Source organism: Acuticoccus sp. MNP-M23, from assembly GCF_031195445.1.
GTDB lineage: Bacteria > Pseudomonadota > Alphaproteobacteria > Rhizobiales > Amorphaceae > Acuticoccus.
Genome location: NZ_CP133480.1, coordinates 4515501 through 4535118 on the forward strand (window position 1 = coordinate 4515501; position 19618 = coordinate 4535118).

Consider the following 19618-nt stretch of genomic DNA (forward strand, 5'->3'; position numbering starts at 1 on the left):
TATTCTAACGTCAGAAAAACCCTTGGGACGCGCGTATCATGGACCTCGAAGCCCGCCGGCAGTTTGCCCCCGACATGATCGAAATCCTGAAGGGGCGCCGGATGCGCCGCCTCAGGCGGACCGCCTGGTCGCGCAGGCTCGTGCGCGAAAACACGCTCACAGTGGATGATCTGATCTGGCCGATCTTCGTCACCGAAGGGTCCGGCGTGCGCGAGCCGGTGCCTTCGATGCCCGGCGTCGTGCGCCACTCGGTGGACGAGGCGGGCGCTGCGGCCGAGGAAGCTGCCGCGCTCGGCATCCCCGTCGTCGCCCTTTTCCCCTACACCGGACCCGACAAGCGGGACGAAATGGGCTCCGAGGCCCTCAACCCCGACAATCTCGTCTGCCGCGCCTGCCGCGAGATTTCGGCCAAGGCTCCCAACATGGGCATCATGACCGACGTGGCGCTGGACCCCTACACCAGCCATGGCCACGACGGGGTGATGGCTGGCGACGAGATCCTCAACGACGCCACCATTGCCCAGCTCATCGGCCAGTCCATCAATCAGGCGGCGGCAGGGTGCGATATCATCGCCCCGTCGGACATGATGGACGGGCGCATTGCCGCAATCCGCAAGGCGCTGGACCGGGAGGGCTACGAGCACGTCCAGATCATGGCCTACGCCGCCAAGTATGCCAGCGCCTTCTACGGTCCGTTCCGCGATGCGGTGGGCGCGTCCGGCGCGCTCAGAGGCGACAAACGCACCTACCAGATGGACCCCGCCAACGGCCTGGAAGCGCTGCGCGAGGCCGAGATCGACCTTGCCGAAGCCGCCGACATGATCATGGTCAAGCCCGGCATGCCCTATCTCGACATTGTCTGGCGCATCAAGGAGCGCCTCGGCGCGCCGACCTTCGCCTACATGGTCTCGGGCGAATACGCGATGATCGAGGCCGCGGCGGCCAATGGCTGGATCGACGGCGACAAGGCGGTGATGGAAAGCCTCATGTCGTTCAAGCGCGCGGGTGCCGACGGCATCCTCACCTACCACGCGCCGCGCGTGGCGCGCGCCCTTGCCGCCGGCTGACACCGTGGCCGACAGCGCCCCGGCGGTGACGCTGGCGACCATTCAGGATGCCGCAGGGCTCTTGGATGGCGTTATCATCCAGACGCCCTGTCTGCCCGCCCCGCGCCTGTCTGCGCTCACGGGCGCCAATGTCTGGGTGAAGTACGAGAACATGCAGGCGGTGGGCTCGTTCAAGGAGCGCGGCGCCTTCATCAAGCTTGCCTCGCTGACCGCGGCGGAGCGGGACGGCGGGGTGGCCGCCATGTCGGCCGGCAACCATGCGCAGGCGGTTGCCTACCACGCCACCCGCCTTGGCATCCGCGCCACCATCGTGATGCCGGAACGCACGCCGATGGTGAAGGTCTCCGCCACCGAAGCCCATGGCGCGCGGGTGGTTCTGGCAGGCGAGACCATCGCCGAATCGGCCATTCACTGCGCCGAGCTGGTGGCACGGGACGGTCTGACGCTGATCCACCCCTATGACGACAACGACATCATCCGCGGCCAGGGCACCGTCGGCCTCGAAATGATGGCCGCCGCGCCGGATCTGGACATGATAGTGGTGCCCATCGGCGGCGGCGGGCTGATCGCCGGCACCGCCATTGCCGCACAAGGCATCAAGCCCGGCGTGCGGATGATCGGCGTGGAGGCTGCCCTCTACCCGTCCGCCACTGCCGCGCTGGAGCGGCGCGACGGGCAATGCGGCGGCTCCACCATAGCCGAGGGCATCGCGGTCAAGACCGTGGGCACGCGCACCCTTCCCATCATCGACGAGCGCGTGGAACGGATCGTGCTGGTGGACGAGCCGCACCTGGAGCGGGCCGTCAACGCCTACATCACCTTGCAGAAGACCATGGCCGAAGGCGCCGGCGCGGCCGGCCTTGCTGCCATGCTGGCGGACCCTTCGTTCTTTGCCGGCCAGAATGTCGGCCTTGTCCTGTGCGGCGGCAACATCGACCCGCGCATTCTGGCCTCGATCATGGTACGCGAGCTAGCGCGGCAGGGCCGCATCATTTCGCTGGAGGCCAATTATGCCGATGAGCCCGGCCTTCTGGCCCGACTCACCACCGCAATCGGAGCCGCCGGCGGCAATATTCTCGACGTTTCGCACAACCGGCTGGACCTCACCCACCTTGCTCGAGAAACCTCGATCCGCCTCGTCATCGAGACGCGGGACGACAGCCACACTGCCCGCGTGGTTGCCGCTGTGCAGGCGACCGGGCTTGCCGCACGCCTCACGGGCCATGTAGACGGCGGCTTCTGATACAAGGCCCAGGCGGGCTATGTCTTTGACAGTGGCATACAGGATCGGCAAGAAACGCCGCCTTACAGAAGGGACACGATCCATGGACCGAGCCGCCCATTGATGGAAAGCGACCTCGCGATGACGGCGACTCTCGTCATCATCGCCATCTCCACGTTTCTTTACGCCACCGAGCGCTACTCGATCGAAGCAATCAGCCTCGGCGTGATCGCCTCATACCTCCTCGTCTTCGTGGCCTTCGCCCTGCCGACGCAGGACGGCACGCTGGGGCCTGCAGCAATTCTGGAAGGCTTCTCCAACCCCGGCCTCATCACCGTGATGGCGCTTCTGGTGGTGGGTCAGGGCCTCTTTCACACCGATGCGCTGGAACGGCCGGCGCTCTACATTGTCCGCATCAACAGGAAACTGGGGGCCGTCGGGCTGGTCGGCACGTTCCTGATCATCGCGACACTCTCGGCATTCCTGAACAACACACCCGTCGTGGTGATGTTCATCCCCATCATCGCGTCTCTCGCCCACGCCATGAAAACGCCGTCCGCGCGGGTGATGATGCCGCTGTCGTTCGTCACCATCCTTGGCGGGATGACCACGCTGATCGGCTCTTCGACCAACCTTCTGGCCGCCAACGTGGCAAGGCAGGCGGGCGCGGTGGACCTGTCGTTCTTCTCCTTCACGCCGCTGGCGATGATCCTGGCGTCCGTCGGCCTCGTCTATGTGCTGGGCGTGGTGCCGTTTCTGCTGCGCAAGCGCGAATCCATGGCCGAGGCCATGCAGTCCGGCGCCGGCAAGCAGTTCATTGCCGAAATTCCGATCCGGGCGGGGCACCCGCTGGTGGGCGCCACCGCCAACGCCGGGATGTTCCCTCAGCTGCGCGACATGACGGTCCGTCTGGTCCAGCGCGGCGAACGGCCTTTCCTGCCGCCGTTCGAGAACGTCACGCTGCGGCCCGGCGACGTGGTGATCGTTGCGGCAACCCGCACGGCTCTGGAGCGGGCACTGGCCGGTCACGGCAGCGTGCTGCGCGATGCCGAAGACGACCGGCCGCCCGGCGTCGTCACGCTGGCCGAAGCGCTGGTTGCCCCCGGTTCTCGCCTGATCGGGCGGACCATTTCGCAATCGGGTCTGCGCGGCGACACGGGCTGCGTCGTCCTTGCCATCGAGCGGCGCTCGCGGATGCCGCGGATGCCACTTGCCGATATCCGCATGGAGGCCGGCGATGTGCTCCTGTTCGCCGGACCGCGGCGGGGCATCGATGAACTTCGCGGCAACCGCGACATTCTGCTGATCGACTGGACCGCGGTCGACATCCCTGCCCGGCAGCGTGCCCCCATAGCGCTGGCCGTGTTCGCCTCGGTGGTGGCGTTGGCGGCGACCGGGCTGGTGCCCATTGTGGTTGCCTCGCTGATGGGCGCCTTCGCCATGCTGGCCACACGCTGCCTCAACACCCGGCAGGCGGCGCGTGTGATCGACGGCCGCATCGTGATGCTGATTGCCTCCGCCATTGCCTCCGCAACGGCGCTTCAGGCGACCGGCGGTGCGGAAATTCTGGCGAACGGGCTCCTCACGGCGCTGGCCGATGCGCCGCCGCCTGTTGTCATGTCGGCGCTTTTCATCATCATCGCGCTCACCACCAACATCCTGACCAACAATGCCGCGGCGGTGCTGTTCACTCCCATCGCCATCGGCGTTGCCGCCCGGCTCGGTCTGCCGGCCGAGCCTTTCGTCGTCACGGTGATCCTTGCGGCCAACGCCTCCTTTGCAACACCGGTCGCTTATCAGACCAATCTTCTGGTCATGGGACCGGGGCATTATCGCTACCGCGACTTTATGGTCGCCGGAGGGCCCCTCGTTTTGCTACTGTGGGGCACATTCTCGCTTGTGGCGCCATGGTGGTACGGTATTTGATGTGGTCAGGTTGATCGCAGGTCGAAACAGAGAGGGAGCTGAGCGGATTGGATGATGAAATCTGAACACCGCTTCGCCAATGGCTCGAATCTCGATGCGTCGGCCGACCCAACCGCCGGTGACGATGCGCGGGAGACCGCCGCCGTCAGCCTGGACAAGCCGCCGCGGCAGCGCCGCCGCGTCACCGTCCGCCGGTTGACCGAGCACCCGCAATTCTACCTGACATCCCCGTCCCAGTGCCCCTACCTTCCCGGACGGCTCGAGCGCAAAGTCTTCACGCATCTTGTGGGTGAGCGCGCCGAAGGCCTGAACGACGTTCTGACCCAAGGCGGCTTCCGCCGCAGCCAGAACATCGCCTACCGGCCGGCGTGCGATGGGTGCCGGGCATGCGTTTCGGTCCGCGTTGTGGTGGACGAGTTCGACTGGACCCGGTCGCTGAAACGGGTGGTGAAGACCAACAATCACATCGAGCGGATCGAGCGCCCGGCCCTCCCCTCGTCCGAACAATACGCCGTGTTTCGCGCCTATCTCGACACGCGCCACGCCGAAGGCGGCATGGCCGACATGACCGTGCTCGACTATGCGATGATGGTCGAGGACACCCACGTCGATACCCGCGTCTTCGAGTACCGGGCACCAGGCACGGGGCACAACCGCGGTGCGCTGCTGGGCTGTGCGCTGACCGACGTTCTGTCCGACGGGCTGTCGATGGTCTACTCGTTCTACGAGCCGGACGAGGTGGCAACCTCCCTCGGCACCTTCATGATTCTCGACCACGTGGCGCGCGCTGCAGCGCTCGGCCTGCCCTACGTCTATCTCGGCTACTGGGTCGATGGCTCCGACAAGATGGCCTACAAGACGCGGTTCCAGCCGCAGGAACAGCTCACCAACCGCGGCTGGGCACGGCTCTAGGCCCGCTACCATCGCGGTGGCTGCCGCCGGTTGTGCGTCCGTCTATCGCATCGTCCCCGTCCGCGCCGCACCTTTCGCGCAAGGCTCGTCCGCTACTGAGGTTTGAGCCTCAACGGGAGCCGAACGAGCATGAGCACAGAGTCGACATTCGGCCGCGCGCCAAACCTCCTCAACAACATCACCACATCGACCAAGATCGTCGCATCAGTGCTCCTGATCTTCATGCTGTTCGTCCTGTCGCAGGGCCTGAGCTACCAGCGCGCGCGCAATATCGCGGACAATTTTACCAAGCTGGAGGCAGCGGCCAGCGAGAACCTGCATGTCATCAAGCTGGAAGAACGGCTTGCCGAGGCCTGGGCGGCTATCCTGGATTACCGGGTTACACCGTCCAACGACCGGATGCAGGCCGTGCACGAAGCGCTGCGCGAAATGGAGCGGGAGCGCGCACATGTTCAACGCGGGGTGACAAGCGAGGCAGCCAGCCCGTTGCTCGCCGAGATCGCGGGCCTGCTTGACCGGTTTGAAATCAATGTCGCGCGCACGCTCGAACTTCAAGCGCAGCGCAGCGTGCTCGTCACAACCCTTGAGACCACCGGCAACAGCCTGACGGCCCACTTGACCGAAGCCATCGACACCGCGAACGCAGCCAGCAACCCCGAAGCAATGGAGGCAATGCGCGCCGTCGAAGCTCTGCTCCTCAAGTCCCGCCTCTCCGTCCAGCGCTTCCTGACGGCTGGCACCCCGGCATCGCTCACCACCGCGCGGGACTATCTGTCCGAGGCGCAGGCGCTGGCCCCGCGGATGGCGCTGCTCGCATCCCAGTCAGGCGCGGCCGTTTCCGCCAGCACCTATCAGGACGGCCTCGAAAACTACCGCACGAAATTGGATGCGCTGGGCGACATCAGCCAGGAGTTCAAGACGACGCTGGGGCAGGAAACCGGCGCGGTGAAGACCGAAATCATCGAGAAGCTCGATCAGGTGGCGGAGCTTCTGCTGGTCGAAGAGGCTGCGTTGAACGACGCAACCGAAGGGACCATCGCCGGCATGGTCGTGTTCTGCATCGTCGTTCTGGTTGCAGGCCTCCTCCTTCTAACCGCCATCGGCTTCATTCAAATCCAGACCCTGTCGCGCCCCTTGCGCGCCGTCACCGCCGCCCTCGACGATCTGGCCCAGTTCAAAACCCGCTTTGCCGTCCGCGAAAAGAACGCAAAGGACGAACTTGGCCGGATGTGGGACAGCGTTGCGCAGCTGCGTCCGGCGCTGGCTGCTGTGGACACACAGACCAAGATGGTGAACGGCATGTCCCTGCCAGTCATGCTTGCCGATCCGCAAAATGACTTCAAGATCACCTACATGAACGACGCGGCGAAAAGCGTTCTCGAAAAGTTGCGCGACCATCTCCCCTGCGGTCCCGACGAGATGATGGGCCGCTCCATCGACATGTTCCACGAAAACCCGGAACGTCAGCGGCGCATCCTGAGCGATCCCAGCAACCTCCCCTGGCGCGGCATGATCGACTTCAAGGGCCTCGAATTCTTCGACCTTTACGTCGCCCCACTGTTCGACCGGGATGGCGTTTACAGCGGAACGGTCCTGTCGTGGCGCGTCGTGACGGCAGAGATGACGCGGCTGAACGAGATCGAGGACGACGTTCGTCGAACCGTCCATGACATCAACGAGACCTTCAGCGCCATGCGCAGCCGCATCGGCAATATCGGCGACGGCGTGCAGAAAACACGCACGCACCTCAAATCCGGCTCGGAAGCGGTCTTCTCTGCATCCAGCAGCGTCCAGACCGTTGCGTCCGCCGCGGAGGAACTGTCCGCCTCCATCAGCGAGATCTCGACCCAGATGACGCAGTCGTCCCGCCGCAGTTCGGAAGCTGCCAGCGTTGCCAAGGATGTCGCAAGCCGGGCTGAAACGCTCTCGGCCGCCAGCCGCAACATCTCCACGGTGGTGGAGACCATCTCGGAAATTGCCAACCAGGTCAGCCTGCTTGCTCTCAACGCCACCATCGAGGCCGCCCGCGCCGGCGAGGCCGGCAAGGGGTTTGCGGTGGTCGCCACCGAGGTGAAGAACCTCGCCGTCCAGACGGGGCAGGCCACCGCCAAGGTCAGCGAGCAGACAAGCGCCATTCAGGAGCAGATCGCAAACGTCACCGAAGGCATCACCAACGTGTCGCGGGTGATCGAGGAGATCAACGAAGTGTTCGTCAGCGTGGCGGCGTCTGCCGAAGAACAGCAGGTCGCCACCAGCGAGATTAGCCGGAATGCGCAGATCGCGGCTGAAGGCGCCGAGAACGCAACCACGACCATTCAGGAGGTGGAGAATTTCTCCGAGGCCAACATGGCGGCGACCCAGGAGCTCAGCCAATCGGCCGAAGCGGTCTCGTCCGCCAACGACAATCTTGGCCGCGAAACCGACCGTTTCCTGGAAGTGCTGCGCCGGGTCTGACCGGCGCGCTGGGACCGCCCGCCGGTCGGACCCGGACACGGCACTCGCCCCCAAAAAAATGTCCCGCCAGCGCGTCACTGGCGGGACTTTTTCGCGATGATCATGCCGACGCGTCAGCCGCACGGCCTGGGTAAAAGCGGAAGAGCCGCAACCTAGGCCTACGGGCTCAGGCGCCCGACTGCTGGTCCCAGGCCACATCATGCAGGCCACTTTCCGCATTGCGGGTCTGCGACTTGGCGTGGCCGGCAGTGTCCAGCGCAAACAACATCAGCGAACGACCGGTCACGTTGCACGTTTCGCCGGACTTGAGGGTTTCCGGGTCCTCAAGCTCGGGGCGCGTGGTGTCCACCAGGCAGAGCCAATCGGTGCCGCCTGTGACCTCTGGCAGGATGAAGCCCACATCGTCGTGATAGGCGTTGAGGATCATCAGCAGCGTGGCATCCTCGCCGCGCTTGACGATACCGGAGGGCTGCGCCCGGCCGTCCAGCAACATCCCGAAGCAGCGCGTGTTGGGGTCGTCCCAGTTCTCACTCGACATTTCGGAATTGTCGGGCGCGAGCCACGTCACGTCCTTCACGTCGAGTTCGGGGTTGTTCTGGCCGGTCAGAAAACGGTTGCGCCGCAGCATCGGGTAGGTGCGGCGAAGGACAATAAGCTTGCGGGTGAACGCGGTCAGCGCGCGGTCGTCTTCGGAACGGCCGTCCCAGTCCAGCCAGGCAATTTCGTTGTCCTGGCAGTAGGCGTTGTTGTTGCCATCCTGGGTACGGCCCATCTCGTCGCCCGCGAGGAGCATGGGCGTCCCTTGCGAGAACAACAGCGTTGCGAGGATGTTGCGCTTCTGCCGCTCTCGCAGTGCCGTGATTTCCGGGTCGTCCGTCGGCCCCTCCACCCCGTGGTTCCACGAGATGTTGTGGGAGTGGCCGTCGCGTCCCTCCTCACCGTTCGCCATGTTGTGTTTCTCGTTGTAGGACACGAGATCGTTGAGGGTGAAGCCGTCGTGCGCCGTCACGAAGTTGACGCTGGCAAACGGCTTGCGGCCACGCTTGTCGAAAAGGTCGCCGGAGCCCGTCAGCCGTTTGGCAAGATCGGCGGCCATGCCCTCGTCGCCCTTCCAGAACTCGCGCACGTTATCGCGGAACTTGTCGTTCCACTCCGCCCAGCCCGGCGGGAACTGGCCGACCTGGTAGCCACCCGGCCCGATGTCCCACGGCTCGGCAATCAGCTTGACCGACGACAGCACGGGATCCTGCCGGCAGCTGTCGAGGAAGCCGCCGCCCTCGTCGAACCCGTAGGTTTCGCGGGCAAGGATGGTCGCAAGGTCGAAGCGGAAACCGTCGACGCGCATCTCGTCCGCCCAGTAACGCAAGGAATCCGTCACCATCTGCAGGACGCGCGGGTGCGACAGGTTCACCGTGTTACCGGTGCCGGTGTCGTTGATGTAGTAGCGCGCATTGTCCGGCATCAGCCGGTAGTAGCTGGCATTGTCGATGCCCTTGAACGACAGCGTCGGCCCGAGCTCGTTGCCCTCGGGGGTGTGGTTGTACACCACATCGAGAATGATCTCGATGCCCGAACCATGGAGAGCTGCAACCATCTCCTTGAATTCGTTGACGAACGGCGTGCCGAGATAGCGCGGGTCCGGCGCAAAGAAGCCGATGGTGTTGTAGCCCCAATAGTTGGAGAGGCCATTGGCGACCAGATAATCGTCATCGACGATCGCCTGGATCGGCAAAAGCTCGACCGCGCTGATGCCGAGGCGCTTGAGGTAGGCGACGGTCGCGTGGTGGGCGAGGCCCTGGAAGGTGCCACGGATTGCCTCTGGCACATCCGGATGACGCTCGGTGAAGCCCTTGAGATGGGTTTCGTAGACGATGGTCTGGTCCCACGGCACGAACGGCTTGCGCTCCGCGCCCCAGGTGAAGGCCGGGTCGATCACCCGGCACTTGGGCATGAAGGCGGCGCTGTCGCGATCGTCGAACGAAAGGTCGCCGTCGGGGTGGCCGAGGGTGTAACCGAACAGGCTGTCATCCCATTTCAGCCGGCCGATGAGCTGGCGGGCATAGGGGTCGAGAAGCAGCTTGTTGGGGTTGAAGCGGTGGCCTGCCTCCGGCGCGTATTCGCCGTAGACGCGGTAGCCGTAGGTGGTGCCGGGCCGTGCTTCGGGCAGATAGCCGTGGAACACCTCGTCGGTGTACTCGGGCAGGCGGATGCGCTCCAGCTCGGTCTTGCCGTCGATGTCGAACAGGCAAAGCTCCACCTTGGTGGCGTTGGCCGAAAACAGCGCGAAGTTGACGCCGACGCCGTCCCACGCAGCACCGATGGGAAAGGGCCGGCCCTCGCGGATGAGCGAGCGGCGCATCACCTGCGGCGCGGAGACTCGCGTTTCGGTGGTCCCGAGGGTCGCGTCAGTTTCGCTCATGCAAAGATCTCATTGTTCGTGGATGCGCCGGGCTCGGGAAGAGCGAGCGTGCCGAATGCGATTAACGTTATCAGATGATCAGCGTTCCACGCAGTACAAGTGCGCGGAATGAGCGCTTTGCAAGGCTGGTATCGGCCGTCTTGGTGCAACCGGATTTCGCGGTGCCGCTGCGCGGCGTCAACCGGTTTTTGCAGCCGGCGCAGCCCGCTGCGCGCGCCGCCAGTCAGAACGGGTGGTGGCGGATATTGGCCAGCACCGAGCGCAGCGTTTCCAGAAAGGCGTCGCGGGCGGCGTCGTCCAGCCCGCCGAGCATCCGCCTCTCCTGCTCGCGCATGAGCGGCCAGGCTGCGGCAAATGCGGCAGACCCCGCCTCGGTGAGCGCCACCTCGCGCACGCGCCCGTCATCCGGCCGCAGGTTGCGCTCGACGAGCCCCGCAACCTCCATCGCATCCAGCGTGCGGCTCATGGTGGACTGTTCCATCACCGCATAGACGGCAAGTTCGTTCACCGTCAGTCCGGGATGCACGCGCAAGACCGCCAGCGCACGCATCTTTGCCGTGGTCAGCCCGTGTTCCTTGAGGATTGCGGCCATATCCGCGTTGTAGCGAGCCGAGATGCGGTTGATGAGGTAGGGCGCGAACGCGTCGAGGCCGACATCGGCCAGCGCCGGTTCATCGGCCATGTCCGCAGGCGGCGACGCCTCGGAGCCGGTCGGGGCGGGCTGTTCGCTCACGATTTCAGATCGTTGGCCAGAAGGAACCCAGAGGTTCCGTTGAGGCCCGGTCCCGGATGGGTGGCAGCGCCGATCATGTAAACGCCTTCCACGGCTGTCTTCTGGTTGGTGTGCTGCGGCATCGGCCGGAACAGGAAAAACTGGTCGAGCCCGCACCAGCCCGCATAGGGGTCGCCGCCCACAAGGTTGATGTTGGTCGCGGCCACATCGGCAGGCGACATGGCCTTGCGCGCCACCACCGTATCGCGGAAGCCCGGCACATGCGCCTCGATCATGGCCTCCACGCGGTCCGCGTAGGCTTCCCGCACCGCTTCGGTCCATGTGCCATCGGCCGGGGTGTCGATGGTGCCCGCCGCGTCGCCCTTGATGGTGGTGGGGCACTCGGGAAGCTGGATCCACAATACAGCCTTGCCGTCCGGGGCGCGGGACGGATCAGCCGCAGAAGGCTGGCCGACGCAGACGGTGGGACGCGCCGGCAACATGCCCCGCTCCGCCTCGTTGCTGGCCTTGGACACGGCGTCGACACCATCGGTGAGGTGCAGGAGCTGAACGCCTTTCAGCGCCGCGTCAGCCCATTCCACCGGGCGGTCCAGCGCGTAGTGGATCTGCATGTTGCCCTTGCCGTACTGGTAGCGGGCAGTTTCTTCAGACACCGCCGGCGGCAGATCCCAGTTTTTCAGGAGGCGGCCGTAAAGCTGCGTCGGTGTCACCGAGCAGATGATCGAGGGGCAGGAAATCTCTTCGCCGCCTTCAAGGCGCACGCCGGCCACTGCACGCCCGTCAGAGCCCGGCAGGATTGCCTCCACGTCGGCGCCGGTGCGCACCGTGCCGCGTCCGCTCTCGATCATTGCCCGCAGCGCTTCCGGCACGCGTGCCGCGCCGCCGGTCACGACGGGCGCCCCCATCGCCTCCAGCGCGTAGGCGATCACCGCGCCCATCTGCCCCGAAAAAGGCTGCTCCGGGTTGAGGCCGGCATGCAGCGGCCATGGCGCGAACAGCGCCTGCACCAGATCCGACTGGTAGGTCTTGGTGAGGCGGCGCCGGTTGGTGGTCAGCGCATGGGCAAAGAATGTCCCGAGGCCCCGCGGGCCCATCGTCACCGCCTTGCGTGCCATGAGGCGGGCTGTTTTCCAGCCGATCAGCTTGTTGTTGAAGAGCCCGAACAAAAGCTCCGCATTGCGGTCGATCCCGCCCATCTCCGCCAGATAGCGCGCCCCGTCGCCGGGGTGGAGCGCATCGAACGCTTCGGCGTTTGCGGCACGGTCGGTCTTCAACACCAGCGAGCGGCCATCGGATGTCAGGACGCCGGTGGGCCGGTCGGTCTTCGAAAAGGTCGCGCCGTGGCGGGCGAGCGGCTTTTCCAGCGCGCCGAATGCCGGCGAGGCGTGGAACAGCACGAAGGTTGCCGCCAGCGGATCGTAGGTGAACCCGTCCGCCAGCTGGTCGGTGCGCATGGTGCCGCCGACCACCGTCTCACGCTCCAGCACGAGCACGCGGCTCCCCTGGGACAGGATCGCCGCGCACACCAGCGCATTGATGCCCGAGCCGATGATGATGTGATCGTAAAGCGCCAAGTCCGTTCCCTCCACTGGCCGCCCGTCCCGGCCGTTGCGGCCCGGCTTGTGCCGGGCCAGCGCAGTCAGCGCGTCACGCCGCTCAGCGCGAAACCAGCGCCAGAGCGCGCACGGGGCTGCCGGTGCCGTTCACGATCTTCAACGGCGCCACAATGAGAATGGCGCCCTTGGGGGGCAGCTTGTCGAGATTGCACAGGCTGGCAAGGCCGTAACGCTCGTTCTTGTGCAGGATGTTGTGGGCGGGGAACGGGGGTTCCATGCCGCCGGCTTGCCCGGCATCGGTGCCGATGCATTCGGTGCCCCAGCCCGCTGCGCCGCGCGCCACAATGTGCTCGATGCAGTCGACCGTGGGGCCGGGCGAATGGGGGCCGGTCTCGTCCGCGTTGAGGAACTCGGCTTCCGAGCCGTTGCGCTTGTGCCAGTCGGTGCGCATCACAACCCAGGAGCCGGGCTCGATCTCGCCATGCTCCTGTTCCCACGCCTTCACGCCGTCGGCGGTGAGGAGGAAATCGGGATCCTTGGCGGTTTCGGCCGAACAGTCGATCACGCAAACCGGGGCGACGACCTTTTGCACAGGCAGGCGGTCGGTGGTGCCGTTGGCGTAGTCCTTGCCGGTGATCCAGTGGGTCGGCGCATCGAAGTGGGTGCCGGAGTGCTCGCCGATCTTCAGCCAGTTCCACGCCCAGAACGGGCCATTGCTGTCATATTCGGAGATCTTGTGAATCTCGATCTTGGGGGTGTCGACCGCCAGCTCGGGCGGCAGCTTCAGGAGCGGTGTGTCCGGCCCCAGCGGCGCCGCAAGATCCACAACCTCGACGTTTCCCGACAACAATCCGTCGGCCAATTCTTTGAGTGCTGACATGCCATTCTCCACGTTGCGGCGGCGACGTTACTGCCGACTTCGCCTCCATGGCAATCGTGGGAAGGGCGATACATGCACTTGCATCCACCGTCGCCTTTCCACTTGATGGGGCGGTTCGCGATGAGGAGATGCGCCTTGACCACCAGCTACGATGCCGTCGTGATCGGCGGCGGCCACAATGGCCTTGCCGCCGCCATCCACCTTGCCCGCAAGGGCATGTCGGTTGCGCTGGTGGAGCGCAATGCGCGCCTTGGCGGGGCGATTGCCACCGAGGAAATTACCCTCCCCGGCTTCCGGCACGACCTTTATGCCATGAACCTGTCGCTGTTTGCCGGCTCCCCCTTTGCGCAGACCTACGGCAAGGAGCTTGGCGCCCACGGCCTCGACTGCGTTCCGGCAACCGATTGTTTTGCCAGCCCGTTCGGCGACCGCTGGCTGGGCGTTTCCACCGATGCGGAGGCAACGGCCGCGCGCATCGCCGCTTTCAGCGAAGCGGATGCTGCGCGCTGGCGCGAAATGACGGCCGCCTTTGGCGAGGATGCGCCGCATTATTTCGGCATTCTCGGCGCGCCGATGCGGCTTCGTTCGCTGGGTGCGCTTCTCTACCGCACGCTGCGTGCAAAGGGCCGCACGTGGACGTTCGATGCGATCCGCCTCCTCCTTTCCAGCCCGCGCGATTTTCTGGACGCCAACTTCACGTCGCCCGAGGTGAAGGCCCTTCTGGCGCCGTGGGGGATGCACCTCGATTTTCCGCCCGATGCGTCCGGCGGCGCGATGTTCCCGTTTCTGGAGGCGATGGCGGACCAGGCATTCGGCATGGCCCTTGGCAAGGGCGGCGCGGATGTGGTGCCAAAGGCAATGGCTGGCCTCTTCGCCGCGTCGGGCGGTGAGGTGCGCACCGGCACCGCCGTCACCGGCATTGATGTGGTTGGCGGGCGCGCCACGGGCGTGCGCCTTGCAAGTGGCGAGACGCTGGGCGCGCGCGAGGCCGTGCTCGCCTCCGTCACGCCGTCCGCCCTTCTCTCGCTTATCGGCGGCTCCACCGGCAAGACGTCCACCGACCGGGCGCTCGCCGGCTTCAGGCACGGCCCCGGCACCATGATGATCCACATTGCGTGCGATGCCCTGCCGGACTGGCGGGCCGGCGAAGCGCTGCAGAAATTTGCCTATGTGCACCTCGCACCCACCATGGCGGGCCTTTCCACCACCTACGCCGATGCGATGGAGGGCCGCCTCCCCGCAGAGCCCGGCATCGTGGTCGGCCAGCCCACAGCCGTCGACCCGTCCCGCGCACCGGCGGGCAAGCACATCTTGTGGGTGCAAGTGCGCGTCGTCCCCTCGGTTGTGACCGGCGATACACGCGGCGAGATTGCGCCGGGGCCGTGGAGCGGCATCAAGGAGGCGATGGCGGACCGGGTGATGGCGCTGATCGAACGGGAGGCGCCCGGCTTCGGCGCCCACGTGCTGGCGCGCACGGTGCATTCGCCGGACGATCTGGAGGCCGCCAATCCCAACCTCGTGGGCGGCGATTCCATCGGCGGCAGCCATCATCTGCGGCAGAATTTCTTCTTCCGCCCCGCCGTCGGCATGGCCGATCACACAAGCCCGGTGAAAGGCCTGCACATGATCGGCTCGTCCACCTGGCCGGGTGCGGGCGTTGGCGCTGGCTCCGGATTTCTCGGCGCAAAGCGCATTACCGGCCGCTGACCGCGCCGGGGGCGACGCGGGCTTTGGCCAAGGCTACACTGTACGCCATCACAACTGGAGGGCCCGATGCCGAGGATCATCTTCTGCGCACTTGCAGCGTTCATGTTCGCCGCCGCTCCGGCCGCCGCGCAAAGCTTCGATTGCGCCAAGGCCAGCACGGCGGACGAGAAAGCCGTCTGCAACAGCGGCGAGCTCTCCGCCCTCGATGACGAGATGGCTGCCCTCTACAAGGACATCATGAGCCACGCCATGATGGGTGTGTCCGGCGAAACCCGCGACAGCCAGGAAGAATTCCTGAAGGACCGGGCCGCCTGCGGGGCGCGCACGCCCTGTCTGAAACGAGCCTACAGGGCGCGTATCAAAACGCTGACGGCAACCAAGAAGGCGGTCGGCCAGGGCGCGGCGGACTGATTTTTTTCTGCAATATACTATTGCGCGGCGGAGGTATAAGGATACTATTCCGCCAGTATTTCGGCTAGTTTCAGAGGTAAATGCGTAATCATGGTCAACCACCGCGCCGGTCTTCCGCCCGCCTATATCGAAGGAACCGAAGGCGACGATACGCTCTACGGTGACGACAGGCGGAGGGACACCATTGCGGGCCTCGGCGGTGATGACATCATCTACGCCACCTCCAATGATGTTGTCCTCGGTGGCGACGGGAACGACACGCTCAACGCCAGAAGCGCCAGCATTGCCTATGGCGATGCCGGCGACGATCTGATCTACACGTCATACGCCCGCATCGTTCAGGGCGGAACAGGCGACGACACCATCCGCGCGGGACGGTCCGCCGACAACCTTTATGGCGGTTTTGACGATGATCTGATCATCAGCGAGGCCGGCAGGGATACGGTACGCGGCAATCAAGGCAGAGATACGATCTTTGCAGGTGACGACGATGACTTTGCATTCGGTGGCGCCGGCAACGATTTCATCAGCGGCCAGAACGGCGACGACCGGATCTATGGCGAAAACGGCAACGATAGGCTTGCGGGCGGCGCTGGCGATGATTCCGTTCACGGCGGCAAAGGCCGCGACCGTCTTTCCGGCGGCGACGGCGATGACTTCCTGTATGCCGGTGCCGGCAACGATGTCGTCCGCGGCGGCAAGGGAGACGACACGATCTTCGGCCAGGGCGGTGTCGACCGCGTCTTCGGAGGCGGTCACGGCGATGAGGATTTCTTCGTCCTCCAGACAAACACCAACCTTCTGATCGGGGACTGGAGCTTCCGGCGGGACTTCCTCTCGCTTGATGAGGGCATCAGATTTCGCGATCTGGATTTTCAAGGCAGCGCCATCCGCTACGAAGGCGAAACGCTGGCGCGCCTCATCGGCCGCGATGCGACGCTGCTCACCCAGGACGATTTCGAGAACTTCTGAGCGCGCCGCCCAGGCATTTTACGCTGGTGTCAAACGTTCGATTGACACGGCACGGTCGTTGCATTTCCATAATTTGAAGTCTGAAACAAAATTCGGGGCGCCACCGCCCCGGGATGGAGGACGACCATGGCTTTGACCCGGCGCGCGCTTGCCACAGGCGCGCTCACCCTCGGCCTTGCCGCCGCAATTGCGGCAGGCCCCACGCTGCCCGCTGCGGCGCAGGACGACGATACCCTCACCATCGCCTACAACGTGTCGATCCCGTCCTGGGACCCGACCGTTGGACCCTCGGCGGTCAATCCCACCATTCAGGGCATCTACCGCTCTGTGTTCGACCAGTTCATCGGCCAGTCTCCGGCGCTGGCCATCGAACCCGGCATCCTCACCGAATGGGGCTTCACCGACGACAACACCAAGATCCGGATGGTCGTGCGTGATGGCGTGACCTGGCACAACGGCGATCCGCTGACGGCCGAGGATGTGGTCTGGTCGCTGGAACGTGCGGGCACTGCGGAAACCGGCAACCCCATCCAGTTCGTCTGGTCCAAGGTCGGCAACTTTGCAATCGACGGCAACGTCATCACCGCCGATGTGCTGGAATACGAGCCGACCCTATTCAAGTGGATGGCCTTCCTCACCGGCTACGTCCTGCCCAAGGCCTACTACGAGGAAGTCGGCCCGGAAGGCTTTGCCGAAAAGCCCATCGGCTCCGGCCCCTACATGGTGGACGAGTTCCAGCAAAACGCCTTCGTGCGGCTGAAGGCCAACGCCGATTACTGGGGCGGTGCACCGGCGTACGAGACGGTCATCATCAAGTTCGTTCCGGACGCAACCTCGCGCGTCGCCGAAGTGGAATCCGGCGCCTCGGACGTGGCATTCGACATGCCCTACGAGGAATTCGACCGGCTGAAGGAGAAGGATGGCCTGTCCGGCGTCACCACGCCGGTGTCGGACATTGCGATGATCTTCCTCAACGATGTCGGCCCGATGCTGGACGAGAACGTGCGCAAGGCAGCCGCCATGTCGGTCCCCAAGGACCTGCTGATCGACCGCCTTCTGTCGGGCTACGGCGTCCCCATCTCGACCCTGCAGACGCCTGAATACGACGCCTACGATGCCTCCATCGAAGTGCCGTACGATGTGGAGCAAGCCAAGGCACTGCTGGCGAAATCCGGGTTCGGACCGGACAACCCCGTCAAGTTCACCATCCAGACCACGCGCGGCTTCAAGCCCAAAGACTACGAGATGATCCAGGCGATTGTCGGCGCATGGCGCCGGATCGGCATCGAGGCCGACATCGAGGTCTACGAGATCGCCAAGCACTACGAGCTGCGCGCGGCCGACACTCTGGCCCCGGCGGCGTTCTACAACTGGGGCAACGCCATCGGCGACCCGGCCACCTCCACCGGCTTTGCCATGTTCGGCCCCTCGCCGCACTCGGTATGGGATGGTCAGGAGCTGATCGAGGCAATCATCCCGCTCTGGGGTGAGGCTGACGAGGCCAAGCGGATCGAAGGCTGGAAGGCCATCGACAAGATGATTGCCGACAACGCCTACGTGATCCCGCTCCTCCAGTACGTGCAGCCGATCATCTACGCCGATACGGTCAAGGTGACGCCCAACGTGTCCGGCGCGGTGATGCCGTCACTCATGGAGCCGGCAAGCTAGAAGCAGGCTTTGCCAGCAGCCCTTGCGGGCCGCGCAACGAAAAAAGCGCCGGCAGGAGTTTCCTGCCGGCGCTTTTTTCATGTCCGGGCACTGGCTCGCTGCGCGTATTCGCAAGGCCGGGCCGTGCGGTCAGATTGCGTTGTGGCGCACACCGACGGCCGGCGCATGGGCCGTGATGGCGCGGGCGATGCTTTCGATCTGCGGACGGACCTGATCGTCGATCCCGTTATGCAGGGCCTTGATCACGCTGGCGGAAAGTTCCTCCATCGTCATCCGGGATCGCCCGTCGATGCCAAGCATTGCCGCCGCGTAAAGAAGGTCGCGCTTGGAAAAGCCACCGCCGCCGAAGCTCTGGGCTTTCGCTTCGACACTCTGGTTCAGTTCGCTCTGCGTCATCGTCCGCCTTTGCTGCTCGGTCCCGCTTCCGATCAAAGCGCGGGGGGCCGCCGCTCGCCTGTAAAGTTGCGACTATGCCACCCCATCTCCCAGTGGCTGACCTGCACACTGCAATCGAACGGGCGGCGCAGGGTGGTGGCCGCTGTCAAAGAAATGAGCGCCGCGACGAAAGGTTCCTGATTCGATTTCAGCAACCATTCAGCTTCGCGAAAAGGAGAATAATCTTAGCTGATCAAACAAGGTTCAATTGATCGGCAAGAAACGCCGCAGCGATTAGAAAAATCGCGACTCCGGTCAGAAGTTGCATGAGCGGGATCGCATAGCGGGTATACCGTGCCCCGCTGGCAAGGAGTGTCGCGCCTCGCGCACTGACGGCCGAAACGGCCACCAGGCTGATGAATGCTCCGGTGCCGATGGCCATGGCCACCGTGGCCGCCACTCCCACCCAGACCAGGTTGAGCCGCCACGCGGCCACCAGCACGAACACAGCCCCCGTGCAGGGCCGTAAACCGATGCCGACGATCAGCATCAGCGCGTCGCGCCACGAATGAATGGCTTCCGCTTCCGCCAGCGTTGGCGCGTGGCGATGGCCGCAGCCGTCTTCATGGTCGTGGCCGGCGTGGTCATGATCGTGGTGGGCGTGGCCAGCCGGCGCCTCCGGCGCAGCGTCGAACCAGACGCTCATGCCGCGCCACGCCCGCCGGATCAGCACCAGCGCGATGACGATTACCGCAACGTAGCTTGCCGGGACGAGCACCATGTCGGTGGCCATCTGGGCCCAGCCTGCGGTGATGTCGAGCAGCGAGAAGCTGCCATAGACGAGCACGATTGCCGTCACCGCCTGCGCAAGGCTCGCCAGCACCGACAACGCCACAAGGCGGACCATGGTCATCCGGCTTGCAAGCCCCGCCCCTGCAATCAGGAACTTGCCGTGGCCCGGCACCGCCGCGTGGATGAAGCCGTAGGCGAGGCAGGCGCCAATCAGCGCCACAGAGGCTGAAAACGCGTTGTCCTTCATCCCCATGAGCTGCGTGATCATGTCGTAGAAGGCGCGCTTCTGGGCGCCGGCCCAGTGGGCAAGGTCCACAAGGCCGAGGCCGCTGGAAAGGGCGATGGCAAGCGCGAAGAACGCGGCGGCCGCCACCGCAGCGCTCACCCAGGCGCGCCAGCGCGATGGCGCGGGTGCCCAGACACGCCCGCCGGGCGCGCTGCGATGGTCATCGTCCGCAGTGCGCCGCGGGATGGTGGGAACGGACATCCGGCTCATCCTCTCCACCTGTGTGCGGTCTCTGCAA

15 protein-coding genes are annotated in these 19618 nt (G+C 65.1%); 9 read left to right on the plus strand and 6 right to left on the minus strand.

Annotated elements, in window-relative coordinates; genetic code table 11:
• Positions 1-38: 38 nt before the first annotated feature.
• The 5 genes from hemB (at position 39) to RDV64_RS20805 (ending at position 7581) form a co-directional block, all read left to right on the plus strand.
• The gene (hemB, locus tag RDV64_RS20785; protein ID WP_309196877.1) at positions 39-1067 is read left to right on the plus strand and encodes a porphobilinogen synthase; all 1029 of its coding nucleotides are present in this window, start codon (positions 39-41) and stop codon (positions 1065-1067) included.
• Complete coding sequence (locus RDV64_RS20790; protein WP_309196878.1) at positions 1054-2310, plus strand: threonine ammonia-lyase; 1257 nt, start codon at positions 1054-1056, stop codon at positions 2308-2310. Before hemB ends, RDV64_RS20790 begins: the two co-directional genes overlap by 14 nt.
• Before the next feature lie 102 nt (positions 2311-2412).
• A complete protein-coding gene (locus RDV64_RS20795) occupies positions 2413-4215 on the plus strand; it encodes an SLC13 family permease (protein ID WP_309196879.1) in 1803 nt (600 codons plus the stop codon).
• Positions 4216-4410: 195 nt separating this feature from the next.
• Positions 4411-5127, plus strand: coding sequence for an arginyltransferase (locus RDV64_RS20800; RefSeq protein ID WP_309199560.1), 717 nt, complete (start codon positions 4411-4413; stop codon positions 5125-5127).
• Between the two features lie 129 nt (positions 5128-5256).
• Positions 5257-7581, plus strand: a complete 2325-nt coding sequence (locus RDV64_RS20805) for a methyl-accepting chemotaxis protein (protein WP_309196880.1) — start codon at positions 5257-5259, stop codon at positions 7579-7581.
• Between the two features lie 166 nt (positions 7582-7747).
• On the opposite strand, the gene glgX is transcribed toward RDV64_RS20805, so the two are convergent.
• The 4 genes from glgX to RDV64_RS20825 form a co-directional block, all read right to left on the minus strand.
• Entirely contained in the window at positions 7748-10000 is a 2253-nt protein-coding gene (gene glgX, locus RDV64_RS20810) for a glycogen debranching protein GlgX (RefSeq protein WP_375143777.1), read from the minus strand.
• Between the two features lie 223 nt (positions 10001-10223).
• Positions 10224-10733, minus strand: a complete 510-nt coding sequence (locus tag RDV64_RS20815; protein ID WP_309196881.1) for a MarR family winged helix-turn-helix transcriptional regulator — start codon at positions 10731-10733, stop codon at positions 10224-10226.
• A complete protein-coding gene (locus RDV64_RS20820) occupies positions 10730-12307 on the minus strand; it encodes an NAD(P)/FAD-dependent oxidoreductase (RefSeq protein ID WP_309196882.1) in 1578 nt (525 codons plus the stop codon). Before RDV64_RS20820 ends, RDV64_RS20815 begins: the two co-directional genes overlap by 4 nt.
• An 82-nt stretch (positions 12308-12389) precedes the next feature.
• Positions 12390-13169 (minus strand): cyclase family protein, encoded by a 780-nt coding sequence (locus RDV64_RS20825; RefSeq protein WP_309196883.1) that lies wholly within the window; start codon positions 13167-13169, stop codon positions 12390-12392.
• A 135-nt stretch (positions 13170-13304) separates the two neighbouring features.
• On the opposite strand from RDV64_RS20825, the gene RDV64_RS20830 reads away from it, so the two are divergent.
• From RDV64_RS20830 to RDV64_RS20845, 4 genes are all read left to right on the plus strand, one after another.
• A complete protein-coding gene (locus RDV64_RS20830; RefSeq protein WP_309196884.1) occupies positions 13305-14876 on the plus strand; it encodes an NAD(P)/FAD-dependent oxidoreductase in 1572 nt (523 codons plus the stop codon).
• A 66-nt stretch (positions 14877-14942) separates the two neighbouring features.
• Positions 14943-15287, plus strand: coding sequence for a lysozyme inhibitor LprI family protein (locus RDV64_RS20835; protein WP_309196885.1), 345 nt, complete (start codon positions 14943-14945; stop codon positions 15285-15287).
• Between the two features lie 90 nt (positions 15288-15377).
• A complete protein-coding gene (locus RDV64_RS20840; protein WP_309196886.1) occupies positions 15378-16259 on the plus strand; it encodes a calcium-binding protein in 882 nt (293 codons plus the stop codon).
• Between the two features lie 126 nt (positions 16260-16385).
• Positions 16386-17927, plus strand: a complete 1542-nt coding sequence (locus RDV64_RS20845) for an ABC transporter substrate-binding protein (RefSeq protein ID WP_309196888.1) — start codon at positions 16386-16388, stop codon at positions 17925-17927.
• Between the two features lie 129 nt (positions 17928-18056).
• On the opposite strand, the gene RDV64_RS20850 is transcribed toward RDV64_RS20845, so the two are convergent.
• Positions 18057-18323, minus strand: a complete 267-nt coding sequence (locus tag RDV64_RS20850) for a hypothetical protein (RefSeq protein WP_309196889.1) — start codon at positions 18321-18323, stop codon at positions 18057-18059.
• 232 nt (positions 18324-18555) lie between these two features.
• The gene (locus tag RDV64_RS20855; protein ID WP_309196890.1) at positions 18556-19581 is read right to left on the minus strand and encodes a hypothetical protein; all 1026 of its coding nucleotides are present in this window, start codon (positions 19579-19581) and stop codon (positions 18556-18558) included.
• Between the last annotated feature and the right edge of the window lie 37 nt (positions 19582-19618).